Source organism: Desulfofundulus luciae, from assembly GCF_030813795.1.
Taxonomy (GTDB): Bacteria; Bacillota; Desulfotomaculia; order Desulfotomaculales; family Desulfovirgulaceae; genus Desulfofundulus; species Desulfofundulus luciae.
The window spans coordinates 32363-48856 of the sequence record NZ_JAUSUX010000003.1 but is presented as its reverse complement, the minus strand read 5'-3'; the positions used below and the strand labels follow the sequence as shown (position 1 = coordinate 48856).

Sequence of the window (16494 nt, the reverse complement as noted above, 5' to 3'; positions counted from 1 at the left end):
TCAACCCGCCGCCCTTTCCGCCGCCTCAATCCGGCTTTCGCCAACCGCTTCCTTAAACTGCTTGTAATCCTCTATCCAGCTGTTTTTCCCGTCGCGCATCACCAGGAGGGTGGTGGGCACGTGGGGGCTGATAAACTCGCACTTGTCGGTAGGGGCGGCGATGATGGCCTGCATGCCCATCTCATTGATAAAGCGCAGGGAATTTTCCATGCGGTCGATATCCATCCGGTTGAAGGCCTCGTCAAAGAGCATCAACCGGATGCTGTCCCGGTTGGTCTTGGCCCGGTAGAGCTGGGCAAAGGAAGCCACAATGGCCACGTAATAGGGAGTCTGGGTCTCGCCACCAGACTTTTCCCGGCAGACCCTGCTGAAGGTAGAGGTTTCACCGTTGGCATGGGTAATTTTGATATCATAATCCAGAAAACTGCGGTAATCGGTGTATTCCGCAATGCTTTCGGGCAGGTACCTGGGCGGCAGGTTGATGATTTTATCAAACAGCTCGTCCAGGGCCTCCCGGTGCCGCTGCTGAAAAACACTGTCAAAAAGGGAGACGCCTCCCTCCACCATTTCCGTATCCTCCAGCATCTGGTAGAACTTGCGGTGCCTTTCGGAAGGATATACCAGAAAACGGTATTTATCTCCGCCAAAGGAAATATCCTTTAAAGCTTCGTTCAAGAAGTCAAATTCATTGCGGGCATTTTGAATGTTCTCCCGCAGCTTGTAGATGAAGTGCTCCTTGAACTCCTCCTCGGCTTCCCTTTTGGCCTGGTTGATTTTTTCCTCATATGCGGGCAGCTCGCTTTCCACCAGTTTCTTATACTCCTGTACCCACTCGTCATTCTCATCCGCTTCTATTCGCCCGCCGAACTGGTACTTATTGTTATATTCGGCCTTGAGGAGTTCCAGGGCCTTTTCCTTGTTAAGAATAAGCGTTTCCACGCTCTTGCGGTTGTGGGCGAAGTTGGCCGCCACCTCCTGGGGCGAATGGCGCCGGATCTCCCTGGCGTAACGCCTTTCCCCCTCGGGCACAACACGGGGGTTCAAGGAGCAAAACTGCCGGAACTCCTCTTCCAGCCGGGCATGCTCGTCTTCCAGGGTCACCCGTTCCGTTCTCTTCTGTTCCAGGGTGGTCAGTAATTCTCCCTGCCGCCGGTTATATTTCTCAATCCGGCCGTTCAGGGCGTCCATTTCCAGTTCCAGTTGATCCAGCTTTTGCTGCAGGGCGTCAATGCCTGAAGTATCCACCCCGGCCAGTTCCCGTTCCCTGGCGGACAGATCCTGCCATAACGCGGCCAGTTCCAGCCACGTCCCCCGGCGCTCTTTCAGGAAAATGTAGTGCTCGTCCCGGCCGCTTGTCTTTTGGCCCAGCCTTTCCAGCCTCTCCAACCGGGGGAGCAATTCCTTCCGCGCCGCGGCAATCTCCTGCAGGCGGGCTTCTTTGCGGGCAATCTGGCGGGCATAGGCCCGTTCACCGATAAAGGGAGTTTCGTAAACTTCAAATTTAATCTGCCGAGCGGTATGATTGCTGTAGGTCATGCAGGTCGGGGTAATGGCCCGGCGGTAATTTTTCAGTTCCTGTTCATTTTCACACTTGATCAGGTCGCCCATAAGCTGGTGGACGTAGGCCAGGGCGTAGCGGTTCTGGGAGCGCACCTCGCAGGCCAGGGAGTTGGGTTCAATGCGGTTCAAGTACTTCAACACCCGGCCGGTATTGACCAGGCCCACCCCTGAGATGCGCCGTTCCTTTTTGTGTTTTTCATATACGGAAAGGGCATAATCAAAATGTTCCGGCTCCACAATCAGGTCGAAGCGCCGGGTGTTGAGCCAGCCCTCCACCGCGTCCTGCCACTTCTCGTCGGGAACTTCCAGAAGCTCGCAGAGCACCCTGGGCTCCACGTCAATGCCTTTCACGGCGCGGAATTTCTCCCGGATCAGATCCCGCAGGTCGGTCACCTTGCGGTCGTAAATATGCTTCTTGTTGCGCAGGCTGGCCAGTTCCTGCTGCAGGGTCTGCTCCTCCTGATCCAGCTCCTTCAGCTTGCGCCGGATTTCCCAGGCCTGTTCCTGCACCCTTTCCCGTACCTTCCCCAGGGTTTCCCGGCCCCGGTCAATCAACCGGCCCAGGGCATCGAGGGATTCCCCGTCACCGGGCGGCAGGGGCTGCCCCTCCCCAACCTGCCCGCCACCGGCCGCGGCCAGCCCCTGGAGCCCGTCCACCAGCTCCGCGAGTATACTGCGCTCAGCCGGTAAAAGCAAATCTTCCCCCGCCTCGTCCAGGAGTTGCGCCAGCACCCGGCATTCTTCCCGGGCGGTTTCAGCTACCAGGCTGCAAGCGCGGGACAGTTCCTTCACCCGTTCCTTGAGGGTGCGGATCTCACCTTTCAAACGCTCCACCAGTTGCCAGGTGGTATTGGCCGCCAGGGCGTCCCGGTAGGACCGCTCCTCCTCCCGGCAGCGTTTCAACCGTTCCCTGGCCCCGTCCAGAGCCTGGCTCAACCGGGCCAGCTCTTCTTCCAGGGCCCGGGCCTGTTCCAGATTGGCCTGCAGGCTGGCCGCCACCCCGTCCCGGTTGGCCCGCAGGATCACGTAATCCTGGATCAGGGCCCTTTCCCGGTCCCGCTGGATCTCCCGGTATTTTTCCTGGATATTTTCCAGAACGGCTATTTTCTCCCTGGTCTGGGCCGCCAGGTCGCTGTACTCCTTGTAGCGCTGGAGGTTCTCCCGCATGATGTCAATATTTATTTGCTTCTCTTCCAGCACGTAGGAGTAAACAAACTGGCGGATGTCCGTTATCGGCTTAAAGGAGATGGCCTTTACGAAAAGGGTAAAGAACCGGTCCCCCAGGGAACCCAGCTTGTGGAGCAAATCGGCCTGGTATTTTTCCACTGTGGGATAAATGGTGGCCCTGCGGTCCCTCACCGCGGCCCGGAACTCCCGGATATTGCGGGGGTGCTTGCCCGCTAAAAAAAGGCTGTCGTCCAGGCGGCAGTCCTCGATTTTGAAAAAACGGCTTTCATAGGTCACGTCATCGGCGTAGGAGTCAATGACCGCCCCCAAAAGGAAGTAGTTTTTCCTGGAGGTATCGTAGAATTCCAGGACCACATAGGAAGTAACGTCGCCCTGGCGCTCGTACTTGCGGCCGCTCTCGCTGTCCCGCCCGGTCTTGCAGCGCACGTAACCCAGCAAATCCCGCCTGGTCTCGTCAAAGGCGGAAATGTTAAATTTAACCCGCCGCAGGTCGGCCACCAGCACGTACTGGATGGCGTCCAGAATGGTGGATTTGCCGCTGCCGTTGTCCCCGGTGATCAGGGTGCTGCCCCGGATGCGTATGGTTTCGTTGGTAAAATAGTGCCAGTTGATCAACCTGATGCCGGTTAATTCTTTCAATTACACCAGCTCCTCAGCACCGGTTTCCTGTTAAATACTCAGTGAACCTGGCTGGATACGGCCCAGCACTCACCCAAATATGACTTTGCTCCCGTGCTTCAGGTTTAATTGACACATCCTGTTTTGGGAAGAGCCAGTATCCCGGTGAGTGCTGGGTCCCCGCTCACTCCAGTGCTTCGCGCCGACAGCACCGCGGCTCGCTTCAGGCCGGCTCTGGCTCTCTGCGGATTGCCCGCCACTAATCATTCTTCGTTGTGACTCTTGAAACAATATGTCTTAAAAAGTTTTCTTCCAGACAGCTTATCATGCGTCCTCGAGAGCCGAGCCGGCAACCTGGCTTCGCCGGGTGCTGTTACCGGCGCTTCGCAAGTCGTTCGCTCCGGACAGCGCCGCATCCTTCCTGCAACGGTTCTACTGCATATTTCCGTTTTCCTCTTCCCGCTCTTCCTCCGCCCCGGCCCGGCGGTAGGTATCCAGCTTCTCGTACACCTGCCGGATGTCCTCCACCCGCAGGGCGAAGAGAATGGTGGGAAACACCTCCAGGCGGCAGTCGGGATCGGTAACCTCCCCGTCCAGCACCCGCAGGACGTTGAAACGCTTGAGCAGGCCCATGGTTTCCCGCAGGGTCTTTTTGTCAATGGGCCGGTTGCGTATTTTCAGGGCCGCATACTTGTCCTGGATCTCCCGCACGGTAATCATTATGTTTTCCGTAACGTTGATTTGACGGCGTTTTTCTTCGTAGCAGAGGCGCAGGATGAGGATGATAATGCTTTCTTCCAGTTTCAGGCGCAGCCGGTTATAGGCGAAATCGCTGAAAACACGGTAGACTCCAAAGGCCCGGTCTCCTTCCAGGCTCCAGCCTCCCAGCTTCAAATAGGCCCGCAGGAGGTCTTCGTGCCGTTCAATAAAGTAGTAATCCCGGCGGTTTTCTTCGTTCTTGCGGGTGATGAATGTGCAGGAGAGAAGCCTGTTCACCACCCGGGTAAATTCTTCCCGCTCCGCCGGAAGCAGGCGGTTCCACTGTTCCAGCAGTTCCATCCGGCTCGCCCTTCCTTATTTTCTTTCAAAACGCAAATCTCTAAATTCAAAGCGGCCGCCGGCCGCAGATACCCGGGGCCTCCCATCCCGGTGCACCCGGTAACCTACCTGGCGCGAACGCCCGTACGCCGTAGCATAGATCAGTTTGATAAATTCCTCCACATCCTCGATGCCCAGCTCCCGGGCGCAGATCTCCTTCCGCCCGGCCAGTTTTTCCATCACCCAGGCGTTGATCTTCTCCCGGGTCATGCGCCTTTCCAGTTGCTGCCGGAAGGAGCGCAGCCGCTCCCTGCGGCGCTCCGGGTCAATTTCCTCCAGCTCCTGCACTTCCCGGGGCTGGTGCTGCCTGGCCGCCTCCCTACCGGTATAAAGGGATTCCCGGTCCAGAAATCCCTGGGTGAAGAGGCTGAACAAGCGACCCAGCTCTTCCGGAAGGAGGTCGTCCGGGCGCATGCCCTCCTGCGCACGCAGCCCGGCCAGGAACTTTAAAATTTCCATCAGCTGGCCTTCCACGTCCTTACTGCTGTTGAGGATGTACTTCAACTGCTGGAAGGAAGCGTTGGCATAGCGGGCATTGCGCCGGTCGATTTCATCCAGCAGGTCGTCCAGGCCGATGTAGGCTTGGCGGATGTAGTCAATACGGCGGTAAATCTCCTGCCGCGCCGTGGGCAGATCCGGAAAACGTTCCCGCTGCACTTCCAGACCGGCCGTCCGGTCCACCCAGGCCGCATCGTTGTACCACTGGTTCAAACGGGCAATAATCTTCGGACGGTAACGGGAAACGTTGTCCGAAGTTTTCAGGCGGTGGTAGCTGCGGTCGATAATTTCCTCCATGTAGTCTTGAAAATGAATCTTTAAAATCTCCCGGGGCTCCTTTTCCGCCAGGACCCGCTCAATGTAACGCTTAATGTTGTGATTTAGGGACTTCAAACCGTTGATCAGCTGCTCGGTCTGCTCATAGGCCTTTTCCAGGGCCAGGTTGCCCTGACGGTCGGCCTCCTCGGAATGGAGCAAGGTGTAGGTGGCATAAACATATCCCTGGTATTCCACCTGCCGGTGGCGGCGGATCTTGTCCAGTACATCCAGAATTTTTATGGCATAATCGGGCAGGCTGATGTACTGGACGTAATTGCTGTACACCTCGCTGACCACCCAGCCTGTGGCCTCCAGCTTGCGCAGGATAAAGGCGGCCCTTTCCCGGGGCCCGGCCGGCGTATCCAGGGATTCCTCCCAGATCTCGTCGGCCAGGGCCTGTTCAAAAAAGCCGTCCTTCTGCTCTATATAGTCAACAATTAGGTCGATGACCACATCCCGTTCCATCCCGAAGGTGGTCATCTGGTACTGGTCGTAAATGCGGAACAGGATTGCCGCGTAGTCCTGCTTTAAGGGGCTGGCCAGGACCGAAAAAAACCGCTCCGGGATGACGGCAAAAAGGTTCACTTCTAAACCCCTCCCGGGGAAATTTTTTAACTGGATGTGGTTCGGCATCGCCAGCAGATTTCCTCTTAATTGTACTAATTTTTCAGGGGGAAATACAACCATATCCATCAATTTTCCCCATGAACCGTTGCGGCCCTCAGCGGTGGACAACCTTTCCGGACATTGGAATGAAGGGAACCGGGTTTATCCGCAGAAATAAAATGTTCAGTGACCCGTTATGGTGCCGCGTTGTCCACGCTCACTCCAGTGCTCCGCGCTGACAGCACCGCGGCTCGCTTCGGACTGGACTAGCGGCGCTGCAAATGCGGCATGGCAGTTGCACCTTACTGTCATCTTTTTGGCGTTTCAGTAAGTTACCTTATTCTAAAGCAACATTTCGGTGCCGCTGGTTTCGCGCCGCAGTCCGGTTACCCTCGCTTTGCCGGGTGCTGTTACCAGCGCTCCGCAAGTCGTTCGCTTTGGACAACGCGGCACCGTGCCGATGGTAGCGGTTTTACTGAACAATTTCACATAATGTATACAAGAAATCGGGGAACATGGTTTCAATGCTTTGCAGTCTGCATTTACCTCCACAACTGGAAGAAGCCACCTTCATCCGCCGCTTGAACCGCTTTGTAGCCGAGGTGCTGGTGAGGGGGAATCAAGAGCTGGCCCACGTGCCCAGTTCCGGGCGCATGGCGGAATTGCTCGTCACCGGCCGCCGGGTGTGGGTGAACCGCCACCGGAACGAAGGCCATAAAACCACCTGCCGCCTGCTGCTGGTGGAGTACGAGGGCATACTGGTATCGGTGGACGCCACCCTGCCCAACCGGCTGGTGGGCCGGGCACTGCAGGCACGGGCGCTTGAGGCCTTTTCGACTTACGAAACGGTACGGGCTGAATATGCCCGGGGCCACAGCCGTTTCGATTTTTATCTGAGCGGCCCGCCGGGCGGGTGCTTGCTGGAAGTGAAATCCGTCACCCTGGTGGAAAAGGGAGTGGCCCTTTTTCCTGACGCCCCCTCCCTGAGGGGAACAAAGCACCTGGAGGAGCTGGCGGCCGCCTGCAGGGAGGGAGTGCAGGGAGCGGTTCTCTTTGTGGCCCAGCGGGAAGACGCCCGCTGCTTTTCCCCCCACCACCGGCAGGACCCGGCTTTTGCCGGGGCACTGCAGCGGGCCGCGGCAAGCGGGGTGCGGGTGCTGGCCTACCGCTGCCGGGTAAGCCGGGAAGCGGTTACCATGGAAAAGGAGATTCCCGTTTTGTTGTAAATGGAAAGGGATCTTGTCATGCTATGATATAATGGTGAGCCGGAAGGTTATTTTCAACCGGGCGGCCACCGGACCGATTAGCGGTTTCTTCACGGTAGAGTAGAATAGTGGCCATGGAGGATAAAACAAAAAATGTATAAGCAGAAACAAACGCCCGGGCGACAGGGGCTGGGCGTGGCACTGGTTCTATTTTCCACCATTTGCCTTAGCGTGGAGCCCGTAGCGGCCAAAATCGCCTACCGGGGCGGCGCCACCGTAATGACCACCCTCACCCTGCGTTACATTCTGGCCGCCGCAATCTTCTGGCTGCTCATCCTGGCGGGAGGTTATGCTTTCAGGCTGCCCCGCCGGCAGTTGCTGGCGGTAACGGCTCTTTCCCTGGGAACTCAAACGCTCACCGTAATGGCCCTTTTCGAGGCTTTCCGCTACATACCGGCCGGAATGGCCATTTTATTTCTGTATTTCTACCCCACGGTGGTCACCATCCTGGCCTTTTTCTTTTTAAAAGAACCTTTTACCTGGCGAAAGGGTCTGGCCCTTCTGCTTACGCTTGCCGGCTGTGCCGTTATTCTGGGGCAACCGGTAAATTCCCTGGATATGCGGGGAGTAGTGCTATCCCTGACCGCCGCCTTAACCTACGCGGTTTTCCTGGTGGGTTCCACCCGCCTGCTGGCCACCATACAAATTCCGGTATACAATGCCTATGTTTCCACCATTCTGGCCCTGGCCGTAGGGGGGCTTGCTCTCATGCGGGGGCAGTTGAACCTGTCCTTTAGCTCTGAAGCGCTGGTGGCCATCGGGGTACTGGGCATTGTTTCCACCGTCCTGGCCATGGCGGCCCTTTTGCGAGGGATAAAGGAAATCGGCGCCTCCCGGGCGGCCATTATCAGTACCTTTGAACCGGTGGCTACGGCTGTGCTGGGTTTTCTGGTGCTGGGCGAAAGCCTGACGGCCTGGCAGATGATCGGAGGGGCGGCCGTCCTGGCGGGCGTATTCCTGCAAAGGAGGGCATGAGCCGGAATTGTTTCAGGTTTGGATAGTTTCTGGTGGTACGTTATGGCGCCAGGTGAATGTTCAGCAAGCGAGCTGCGGTACGCATCTTACGCGAAGCATTGGAGTGAGCGAGGACCCAGCACTCACTGGGATAGCAGCTTTTCCCAAAACCTGATGTGTCAATAAACGTAGAAAACCGGGAGGAGAGTCATATTTGGGTGAGTGCTGGGTCGCATCCAACCAAGTTTACTGAATTACGGCGTTAGTTGCGCAGTTGCTTTAACAAAACGGCAATGCTTCAGTGACGTTTAACGAAAAGTTAATTTATAGCGGGTATATGAGTAAGTTATAATATAAACAAAATGTTGCAAAGAAGGGGGAAAAACTTTTGTCCAGGAAGAAGAGAGTACTTTTTTTGTGCACCGGCAACTCCTGCCGCAGCCAGATGGCCGAAGGGTTCGCCCGGACCATGGCCGGGGACAAATGGGATGTTTACAGCGCCGGAACGGCTCCCGCCGGGGTAAACCCCCGGGCCGTTCAAGTAATGGCTGAAGCCGGTGTTGACATTTCCGGACAGAAATCCAAAGCCATCGACCCGGAAATCCTTAATTCCGCCGATGTGGTGGTTACCCTGTGCGGCGACGCCTATGAAAGCTGCCCCCTCACCCCGCCCACGGTCAAGCGCATCCACTGGCCCCTGGAGGACCCGGCCCGGGCCGCCGGCACGGAAGAGGAAATCATGGCCAAATTCCGGGCCGTCCGGGATGAAATAAAAAAACGGGTGGCCGAACTGCTGGCCACCGCAGAGGACTGACCGAAAGCCACCCACCATGCGTTGACCCGGTAAAAATTGTTCTGGAGGGGAGAGGTCGGAATCGAACCGGACTCCCACCTGGGTTGCAGGCAGGCCGACGGGTTTGCAGCCCGCGGGAGGCACCAGCCCCGCTCTCCCCGCTATTTATTTTTCACCGCAGGCCCATAAAATCCTTCTATACGGGTTATTTAATTATTCTATAGTCCGGTGAGTCTTGATAAGAATGAAAAATAACGAAAAAGCCTGCCGTCCACCGGCAGGCTCTTCCGCCAGACCCGTCAGGCACCATAATATTCAGGGAAAAACTTATGCCTCAAAGCTTTTTTGTTGAACTTGCCGACACTGGTTTTAGGTATTTCATCGACAAACTCAACCCGGTCCGGCAGCCACCATTTGGCCACCCGCCCCCGTAAGAATTTCAGTATATCTTCCGCTGTAACCTTCCCCCGGAACTCCTCCTTGAGCACCACACAGGCCAGGGGTCTTTCCTGCCATTTTTCATGGGGCATGGCAATGACCACTGCCTCCGCCACAGCCGGATGAGCCATGATGGTGTTCTCCAGGTCCACCGAAGAAATCCATTCTCCACCGCTCTTAATCAAATCCTTGGACCGGTCACAGATATACACGTAGCCTTCCTCATCAACAGTAACAATGTCCTGGGTTCTGAACCACCCATCCCGCAGGGCGTCCCCGGTACGCTCCGGGTCCCTGTAATATTCCCCGGTTATCCAGGGCCCCCTGAATTGCAGCTCTCCCATAGCACGCCCATCCCTGGGCACGCTGTTGCCGTTTTCGTCTACCACCCTCATTTCTATCCCCGGCACAAAAAGGCCCTGTTTCGCCCTCACCTGGTAAAGTTGTTCTTCGGGCCAGTCAAGCATATAGCTCTTGGGACGGGACACAAGGGTAATGGGGGTGGTTTCCGTCATGCCGTAAACATTCATTACATTAATACCCAGCTTCTTTTCATACGCTTCAATAAACACCCGCGGTATGGCCGAACCACCGGCCAGGATCCGGTTCAAGCTGCTTACATCGTAGGAACCGTCCTCCAGCAGCTTGAAACATTCCATCCAGATGGTGGGTACACCTGCAGTAACGGTCACGCGTTCCGACTCGATAAGGCTGCACAGCGTCCGGGGATCGGGACGCACCCCGGGCAGTACCTGCTTGGCCCCCACCAGTGTGGCCGTAAAGGGCAATCCCCAGGCATTGACGTGAAACATGGGTACAACCGGCATCAGCACATCTTTTTCAGATACCGCAAAGGTATCCACCATACCCGACATCAAGCTGTGCAGGTACAGAGCCCGGTGGGAGTACATAACCCCTTTCGGATCACCGGTGGTAGCAGTGGTGTAGCACATGGCCGCCGGGGACCACTCATCGAGATCGGTGGGGAAATCATAAACGGGGGGAGCTTCCCGTAACAGGTCCTCATAAGAGTACACCGGACTCAAGGAAGTACCGGGAATACTTTCCTTATCGGTCATGATTACAAAAAGCTCTATGGTTTTAATTTGCTCTTTGATCCCCTCGATAATCGGCACCAGGTCTTCGTCAATAAAGATCAATTTATCCCCGGCATGGTTTAAGATATAGACTATTTGCTCAGAAAACAAGCGTAAATTGACCGTGTGCAAAACCGCACCGGTACAGGGTACGGCAAAGTACAATTCCAGGTGGCGGTGGTTGTTCCAGGCCAGGGTGGCCACCCGGTCCCCCCGCTTTACTCCCAGTTTTTCCAGTACATTGGCCAGGCGGCACACGCGCTCGTAAAATTCGCCGTAGGTGTAGCGGAAAATACCGGAAAAGTCCCGGGACACTATTTCTTTTTTCGGGAATAACTGGCGGGAGCGCTCTAAAATGGTGCGAACCAGAAGCGGATATTTCATCATAAGCCATCACCTCACTGATATTGATAGAAACCTCTACCGGTTTTTCGTCCCAGATGTCCTGCCCGCACCAGCTTTCTCAGAAGGGGCGCCGGGCGGTACTTGGAGTCGCAGGTTTCCTGGTAAAGGGTATCCATAACCATCAGCAGCACATCAAGCCCAATCAAGTCCGCTAAAGCCAGCGGGCCAATTGGGTGGTTGGCACCCAATTTCATCCCCCTGTCGATGTCCTCCGCCGAAGCGATGCCTTCCTGCAACACAAAGATAGCCTCGTTGATCATGGGAACCAGAATGCGGTTGACCACAAACAGGGGGGCTTCCTTAACCGTGATGACGGTTTTGCCCATCCGCTCACACACTTCCCGGGCAATGTTATAGGTTTCATCGCTGGTTTCTTCCCCGCGGATGATCTCCACCAGTTGCATGACCGGCACGGGATTAAAGAAATGGGTTCCTATAAATTTGTCTGCCCGGCGGGTGACGGAAGCCATCTCTGTGATGGAAAGACCCGAAGTATTGGAACAAAAGATGGTTTCCGGGCGGCAGGTGCCGTCCAGTTCCCGGTAGAGAGCCTTCTTTTGCTCCATGTTTTCGATAATGGCTTCAAAAACCAGGTCTGCCTTCTCTACCCCGGCCAGCCCGACGGCAGGAGTAAGCCTTCCCATAATGGACGCTACATCCTGTCCCTCCAGCTTCCCCCTGGCCGCCAGGCGTTCCAGGCCGGAGCGGATACGGGCCAACCCGCCCTGCACAAATTCTTCTCTGATATCGGATAAAATCACCCGGTAGCCGGCCACGGCGGCTACCTGGGCTATACCGGCACCCATGGTACCGGCACCAATTACGGCAATGGTTTGAATTTTCATCTTCGTCACTCCGCTACCCCCTATTTCTCTTCTTCCAGCAAACTGCGGGCAATGACCAGCCGCTGAACCTGATTGGTCCCTTCGTATATCTGGGTGATCTTGGCGTCGCGCATCATGCGCTCCAGGGGGTACTCCCGCATGTAGCCGTAACCCCCCAGAAGCTGCACCGCATCCACGGTCACCTGCATGGCCACGTCAGAAGCGAAAAGCTTGCTCATGGACGACAGCCGGCTGATTTCGCCGGTAGAAGCTGCCAGCGCAGCGGCATTTTCGATGAAAAAGGCCGCTCTATAAACCAACTGGCGGGCTGCTTCCACTTTGGTGGCCATGTCGGCCATCATGAATTGCAGTCCCTGGAAAGAGGCAATTGGCCTGCCAAACTGCACCCGCTCCCGGGTGTAATTGACGGCATAATCCAGGGCCCCCTGGGCAATGCCCACTGCCTGGGCACCGATTACCGGGCGGGTACGGTCCAGGGTCATCATGGCAATCTTAAATCCATCCCCCTCCCTCCCCAGTAGATTTGCTGCCGGCACCGGGCAATCCTCAAAAATGAGCTCCGTGGTAGGAGAGCCCCTGACCCCCATTTTCTTTTCCTTCTTACCAATCGAAAAACCGGGGTAATCCTTTTCCACAATGAAAGCTGAAAGGCCCTTCAAACCCCGGCCCGGGTCTGTGCTGGCAAAAACAGTGTAGACATCGGCTATACCGCCGTTGGTGATGAAGCATTTCTGCCCGGAAAGCAGGTACATGTCCCCCTCACGGCGAGCCCTGGTTCTAATCGAACCGGCGTCAGAACCGGCATTGGGTTCGGTAAGGGCAAAGGCACAGATGCGCTCCCCCGATGCCAGGGAGGGAAGGTACTTTTCCTTTTGCACCTCAGTCCCAGCCAGCAAAATGGGCATCAACCCCAGTTCCTGGGCCGCCACAATCAAAGAGGCGGATGCAGAAACTCTGGCGATCTCCTCCACAATCAGGCACACCGCCGGCAGGCCCTGCCCGGTGCCGCCGTATTCCTCCGGCACCCCGGCCCCCAGAAGTCCCTGCCCGGCAAACAACTCTTTCAAATCCCAGGGATAGGCATCTTCCTCATCTATGGCGGCGGCCCGGGAAGCCACCTTTTCTTCGGCCATCCGCCTTACCACCTGGCGGAGCATCTCCAGTTCTTCGGTCAGTTGATATAACACGGCCCATCCTCCTGTTCGCTTTTAATTGCTTTCCCTTTCCAGAATCATGGCCATCCCCATACCGCCGCCGACACACAGGGAAGCCAGGCCCAGGCGGAGGTTGCGGCGGGCCATTTCGTAAAGGAGGGTTACCACTATGCGCGCGCCGGTACATCCCACGGGGTGGCCCAGGGCGATGCCGCTGCCGTTGACATTGGTAATCTCCCGGTTTAATTCCAACAGCTTTTCGCAGGCCAGATACTGGGCGGCAAAGGCTTCGTTTAATTCAATCAACTGGATATCTCCCAGGGTAAGACCGGCCCTCTTGAGCGCCTTGCGGATGGCCGGCACCGGCCCGTAACCCATCAGGTCCGGCTCCACCCCGGCCCGGGCGAAACTGACAATGCGGGCCATGGGCTTTAAACCCAGCTCCCCGGCTTTAGACGCGGACATGAGCAACACCGCCGCTGCGCCGTCGTTGAGCCCCGAGGCGTTGCCGGCCGTAACCGTACCGTTCTTGCGGAAAACCGGAGGAAGCTGGGCCAGCTTTTCCATGGTCACGTCCGGGCGGGGGTGTTCGTCCCTGTCCACCACCCTGGGGGGCCCTTTGCGCTGCGGTACGGCCACCGGAACAATTTCCTCCTTAAAGCGCCCTTCTTCAATGGCCCGGCAGGCATTCTGGTGGCTGCGCAGGGCAATCTCGTCCTGTTCCTCCCGGGTGATCCCGTATTTGTCCGCCAGCCTTTCGGCCGTTTCACCCATAAGAATGCGGTGGATGGGGTCAGTCAAAATCTCCCAGAGAGCATCGGTCATTTCACCATGCTGCAGGCGCTGACCCCAGCGGGCGCCCTTCAGCACATAGGGGGCGGAACTCATGGACTCGGTACCCCCGGCCACCACAATTTCCGAATCACCGGTGGCGATTTGCTGATAGCCGGAAACAATGGCCTGCATCGCAGAGGAACACTGGCGCTGGATGGTCATGCCCGTGACCTGCACCGGCAAACCGGCCACCAGGGCCGCCGTTCTGGCCACGTTGGGTTCGTCGGAACGCTGGACGCAATTCCCCAGGATCACTTCGTCCACCATGTCACCCGTAATACCGGCCCGCTTCAACACCTCTTGAATTACCGGAACGGCCAGTTGGTGGGAAAGCATGTTCCTGAACTCACCGCCAAAGTCACCAATGGCCGTTCGCGCGGCCGCAACTATTACCACGTCCTGCATAACTTCAACTCCCCTCGTTATTACTCCCAAAATAGGGTTTATTCGCCCACCCGGGCGGTTTTTGCACCAGCATTTTAATTCTAAAAATTCATGCAATAACAGTGCCAGGAAGAAAAAAGGCGGGCAGGGTTGTCTTCATTCGCCCGGCCCTTAAAGTTTTAAAAGCCCCTTTCCCTCAGATCCCCTTTTGAATGTGCCGCCCGCCTGATGCACTAACTGAAAAGCATCGGGACTGCATCAAAACAAAAACCGCCCCCGGCGTTTTAACAGAGGCGGCCCTTAACTAGAGGCGGCCTTTAACTATCATGCAGCAATGCTCGCCCCGTTTAAGAACGGGTGGCGGAAAGATTGTATCCGTATTTCTTCAACCACCTCACTACAGTGGACTGGTTTACACCCAAAGCTGCAGCCACTTTCCTTGTACTCCCCAGTTGCTGGTACAGATTTAAAAGCAACGCCGGTTCCGGGTTCCCCTTTTTCACCAGTGCAGAAGCGGCCATTTTCCTGATTTGTTCCGGCAAAGACCCCGGCTTGATTACCTCTTCCACGGAAATGACCACCAGCCGCTCCATGACGTTTTCCAGTTCCCGGACATTCCCGGGCCAGGGGTAGTTTTGCAACCACTCCATAGTCTCAGGGGCTATCTGCCTGAAAACATTGAACTTTTTGTTAAAACGATGCAGGAAGTGATGCACCAGTGGAGCAATATCCTCGGGGCGCTCCCGCAGGGGAGGGATGCGAATAGGGATCACATTTATCCTGTAGTAAAGATCCCTGCGAAAAGCCCCCTTCTCCACCATTTGCTCCAGATTCCTGTTGGTGGCCGCAATCAAGCGGAAGTTTACCGGGCACGGTTTTATTCCCCCCAAACGACGCACCTGTTTTTCCTGAATAACCGTTAAAAGTTTTGCCTGGAGGCCCGGGGGAAGTTCTCCAATTTCATTTAAAAACAGCGTGCCTCCGTCCGCCATTTCGATCAGCCCCGGTTTCCCCTGGCGGTCGGCACCGGTAAAAGCACCCGCCGTATATCCAAACAGTTCAGACTCCAAAAGATTTTCCGGTATGGCCGCACAGTCAACGGAAATAAACGGCCCCGTCGCCCTGGCAGACCGGTGGTGGATGAAGCGGGCCAGGAGATCTTTACCGGTTCCCGATTCACCGAGAATGAGAATATTGCTGTCATAGGGCGCCACCCTTTGGGCCACGGCCAGCACGTCCCTCATGGATGAGCTTTTGGCCACCATCCTGTCCGATTCCCGGGCTTCCCAGCGCAGGCTTTCCAGTTCGGCATGGTAGCGCGCCCGCTCTTCTTCAAGCTGGCGGCGCAATTCGGCCAGCTCGGTCAGATCCCGGCAGTTTACCACGATCCGGCGAATGCCCCGGCTATGCTCGTCCACTATGGGAGTGGCGGTGGTCAGCACCTCCCGCCCCGTCCGCAGGCGCTCGATGACACAGGCGGAACCCCCCTTTTCCAGCGCCGCCAGTACGGCCAGGAAGGACAGGTAACCCTTTTGGACGAGGTCCTTCGCCCGTAACCCCCGGATCTTTTCCCCACAAACCCCCTCCACCTGCTCATAGGTGCGGTTAAGCTTAATCAATTTTCCCTCTTGATCGACCAGGGCAATTCCCTCACTGGATGCATTAATAATGGTATCCAGTTCCTGAGCCATTCTTTTTACCGTTTCCAACTGCTGGGAAAGTGCTTCCACCTCGGAAACATCATGAAAAAGACTCACCGCACCGATGATCTTGTTGCCATAAATTACAGGTGTCTGGTTGGCAATGACGGTGGTCTGGTGCAGGACAATCTTCTGGCCATAACTGGCCTTGCCCGTCTGCAGCACTTTCAGCAAACCCGATTGCGGGATAACCTCCTCAATATGACGGCCCACCACCTGGTCAACGGATAGCCCGGTAATTTGTGCGGCGGACTGGTTGAAAATAACCACCGTTCCTTTTTCGTTGACGGCACAAATGCCGCTCAGGGCACAGTTCAGAACTGCATTCAAAAAACTGATAATATTTTTATATTTTTGCTCAAAAGCCTGCACCAAACGGGTTCGGGTCATCATGCCGACCAGCCGGTTCTGCCGGTCCACTACCGGCACACGCCCAATTCCGTACTTCAGGGCCATCTCCCATGCACTCTCAGGTACGTCATCTTCAAATATGGTGTACACCTGGCGGCGCATCAGGTGCCGTACAGGAGTGTCCACGGGCATGCCTTTGGCAATGGCCCGCATGACATGAGTTTTGGTAAAAATCCCGGCCAGCTTCCCGGTTTCGTCAACCACCGGTGCCCCGTCAATTTCATATTTACTAAAAATCTTTGCCGCGTGTTGAACGTTATCATCAGGTCGCAGACATACGGGCTCCCTGGCCATGAAGTCCCGGATTAACATGGTCGCACGCCCACCT

Annotated in this window: 11 protein-coding genes and 1 tRNA gene; 3 read left to right on the top strand and 9 right to left on the bottom strand. The window is 56.3% G+C overall.

The window, feature by feature from the left end:
- The 3 genes from J2Z49_RS02655 to J2Z49_RS02645 all read right to left on the bottom strand — a co-directional run bounded on the left by J2Z49_RS02655 (position 1) and on the right by J2Z49_RS02645 (position 5865).
- Positions 1 to 3387, bottom strand: coding sequence for an ATP-binding protein (locus tag J2Z49_RS02655; RefSeq protein WP_307399608.1), 3387 nt, complete (start codon positions 3385 to 3387; stop codon positions 1 to 3).
- Between the two features lie 411 nt (positions 3388 to 3798).
- The gene (locus tag J2Z49_RS02650; protein WP_307399606.1) at positions 3799 to 4425 is read right to left on the bottom strand and encodes a DUF4194 domain-containing protein; all 627 of its coding nucleotides are present in this window, start codon (positions 4423 to 4425) and stop codon (positions 3799 to 3801) included.
- A gap of 15 nt (positions 4426 to 4440) precedes the next feature.
- The gene (locus tag J2Z49_RS02645) at positions 4441 to 5865 is read right to left on the bottom strand and encodes a Wadjet anti-phage system protein JetA family protein (protein ID WP_307399604.1); all 1425 of its coding nucleotides are present in this window, start codon (positions 5863 to 5865) and stop codon (positions 4441 to 4443) included.
- A gap of 545 nt (positions 5866 to 6410) precedes the next feature.
- Here J2Z49_RS02645 and sfsA point away from each other — a divergent pair.
- The 3 genes from sfsA to arsC all read left to right on the top strand — a co-directional run bounded on the left by sfsA (position 6411) and on the right by arsC (position 8919).
- On the top strand, positions 6411 to 7112 hold the full coding sequence (sfsA, locus tag J2Z49_RS02640) for a DNA/RNA nuclease SfsA (protein ID WP_307399601.1): 702 nt from the start codon (positions 6411 to 6413) through the stop codon (positions 7110 to 7112).
- A gap of 132 nt (positions 7113 to 7244) precedes the next feature.
- Positions 7245 to 8126 (top strand): DMT family transporter, encoded by an 882-nt coding sequence (locus J2Z49_RS02635; RefSeq protein ID WP_307399600.1) that lies wholly within the window; start codon positions 7245 to 7247, stop codon positions 8124 to 8126.
- Between the two features lie 367 nt (positions 8127 to 8493).
- Positions 8494 to 8919 (top strand): arsenate reductase (thioredoxin), encoded by a 426-nt coding sequence (gene arsC, locus J2Z49_RS02630; protein WP_307399598.1) that lies wholly within the window; start codon positions 8494 to 8496, stop codon positions 8917 to 8919.
- Positions 8920 to 8961: 42 nt separating this feature from the next.
- Here the strand turns inward: arsC and J2Z49_RS02625 are convergent.
- The 6 genes from J2Z49_RS02625 to J2Z49_RS02600 all read right to left on the bottom strand — a co-directional run bounded on the left by J2Z49_RS02625 (position 8962) and on the right by J2Z49_RS02600 (position 16478).
- A tRNA-OTHER gene (locus J2Z49_RS02625) sits at positions 8962 to 9058 on the bottom strand.
- Positions 9059 to 9197: 139 nt separating this feature from the next.
- On the bottom strand, positions 9198 to 10820 hold the full coding sequence (locus J2Z49_RS02620) for a long-chain fatty acid--CoA ligase (protein WP_307399597.1): 1623 nt from the start codon (positions 10818 to 10820) through the stop codon (positions 9198 to 9200).
- A gap of 11 nt (positions 10821 to 10831) precedes the next feature.
- Positions 10832 to 11683: a 3-hydroxybutyryl-CoA dehydrogenase gene (locus tag J2Z49_RS02615; protein ID WP_307399795.1), complete on the bottom strand. Its 852-nt coding sequence runs from the start codon at positions 11681 to 11683 to the stop codon at positions 10832 to 10834.
- Positions 11684 to 11703: 20 nt separating this feature from the next.
- On the bottom strand, positions 11704 to 12870 hold the full coding sequence (locus J2Z49_RS02610; protein WP_307399596.1) for an acyl-CoA dehydrogenase family protein: 1167 nt from the start codon (positions 12868 to 12870) through the stop codon (positions 11704 to 11706).
- A 21-nt stretch (positions 12871 to 12891) separates the two neighbouring features.
- Positions 12892 to 14076, bottom strand: coding sequence for an acetyl-CoA C-acetyltransferase (locus J2Z49_RS02605; protein ID WP_307399594.1), 1185 nt, complete (start codon positions 14074 to 14076; stop codon positions 12892 to 12894).
- Between the two features lie 326 nt (positions 14077 to 14402).
- On the bottom strand, positions 14403 to 16478 hold the full coding sequence (locus J2Z49_RS02600) for a sigma-54-dependent Fis family transcriptional regulator (RefSeq protein ID WP_307399592.1): 2076 nt from the start codon (positions 16476 to 16478) through the stop codon (positions 14403 to 14405).
- Between the last annotated feature and the right edge of the window lie 16 nt (positions 16479 to 16494).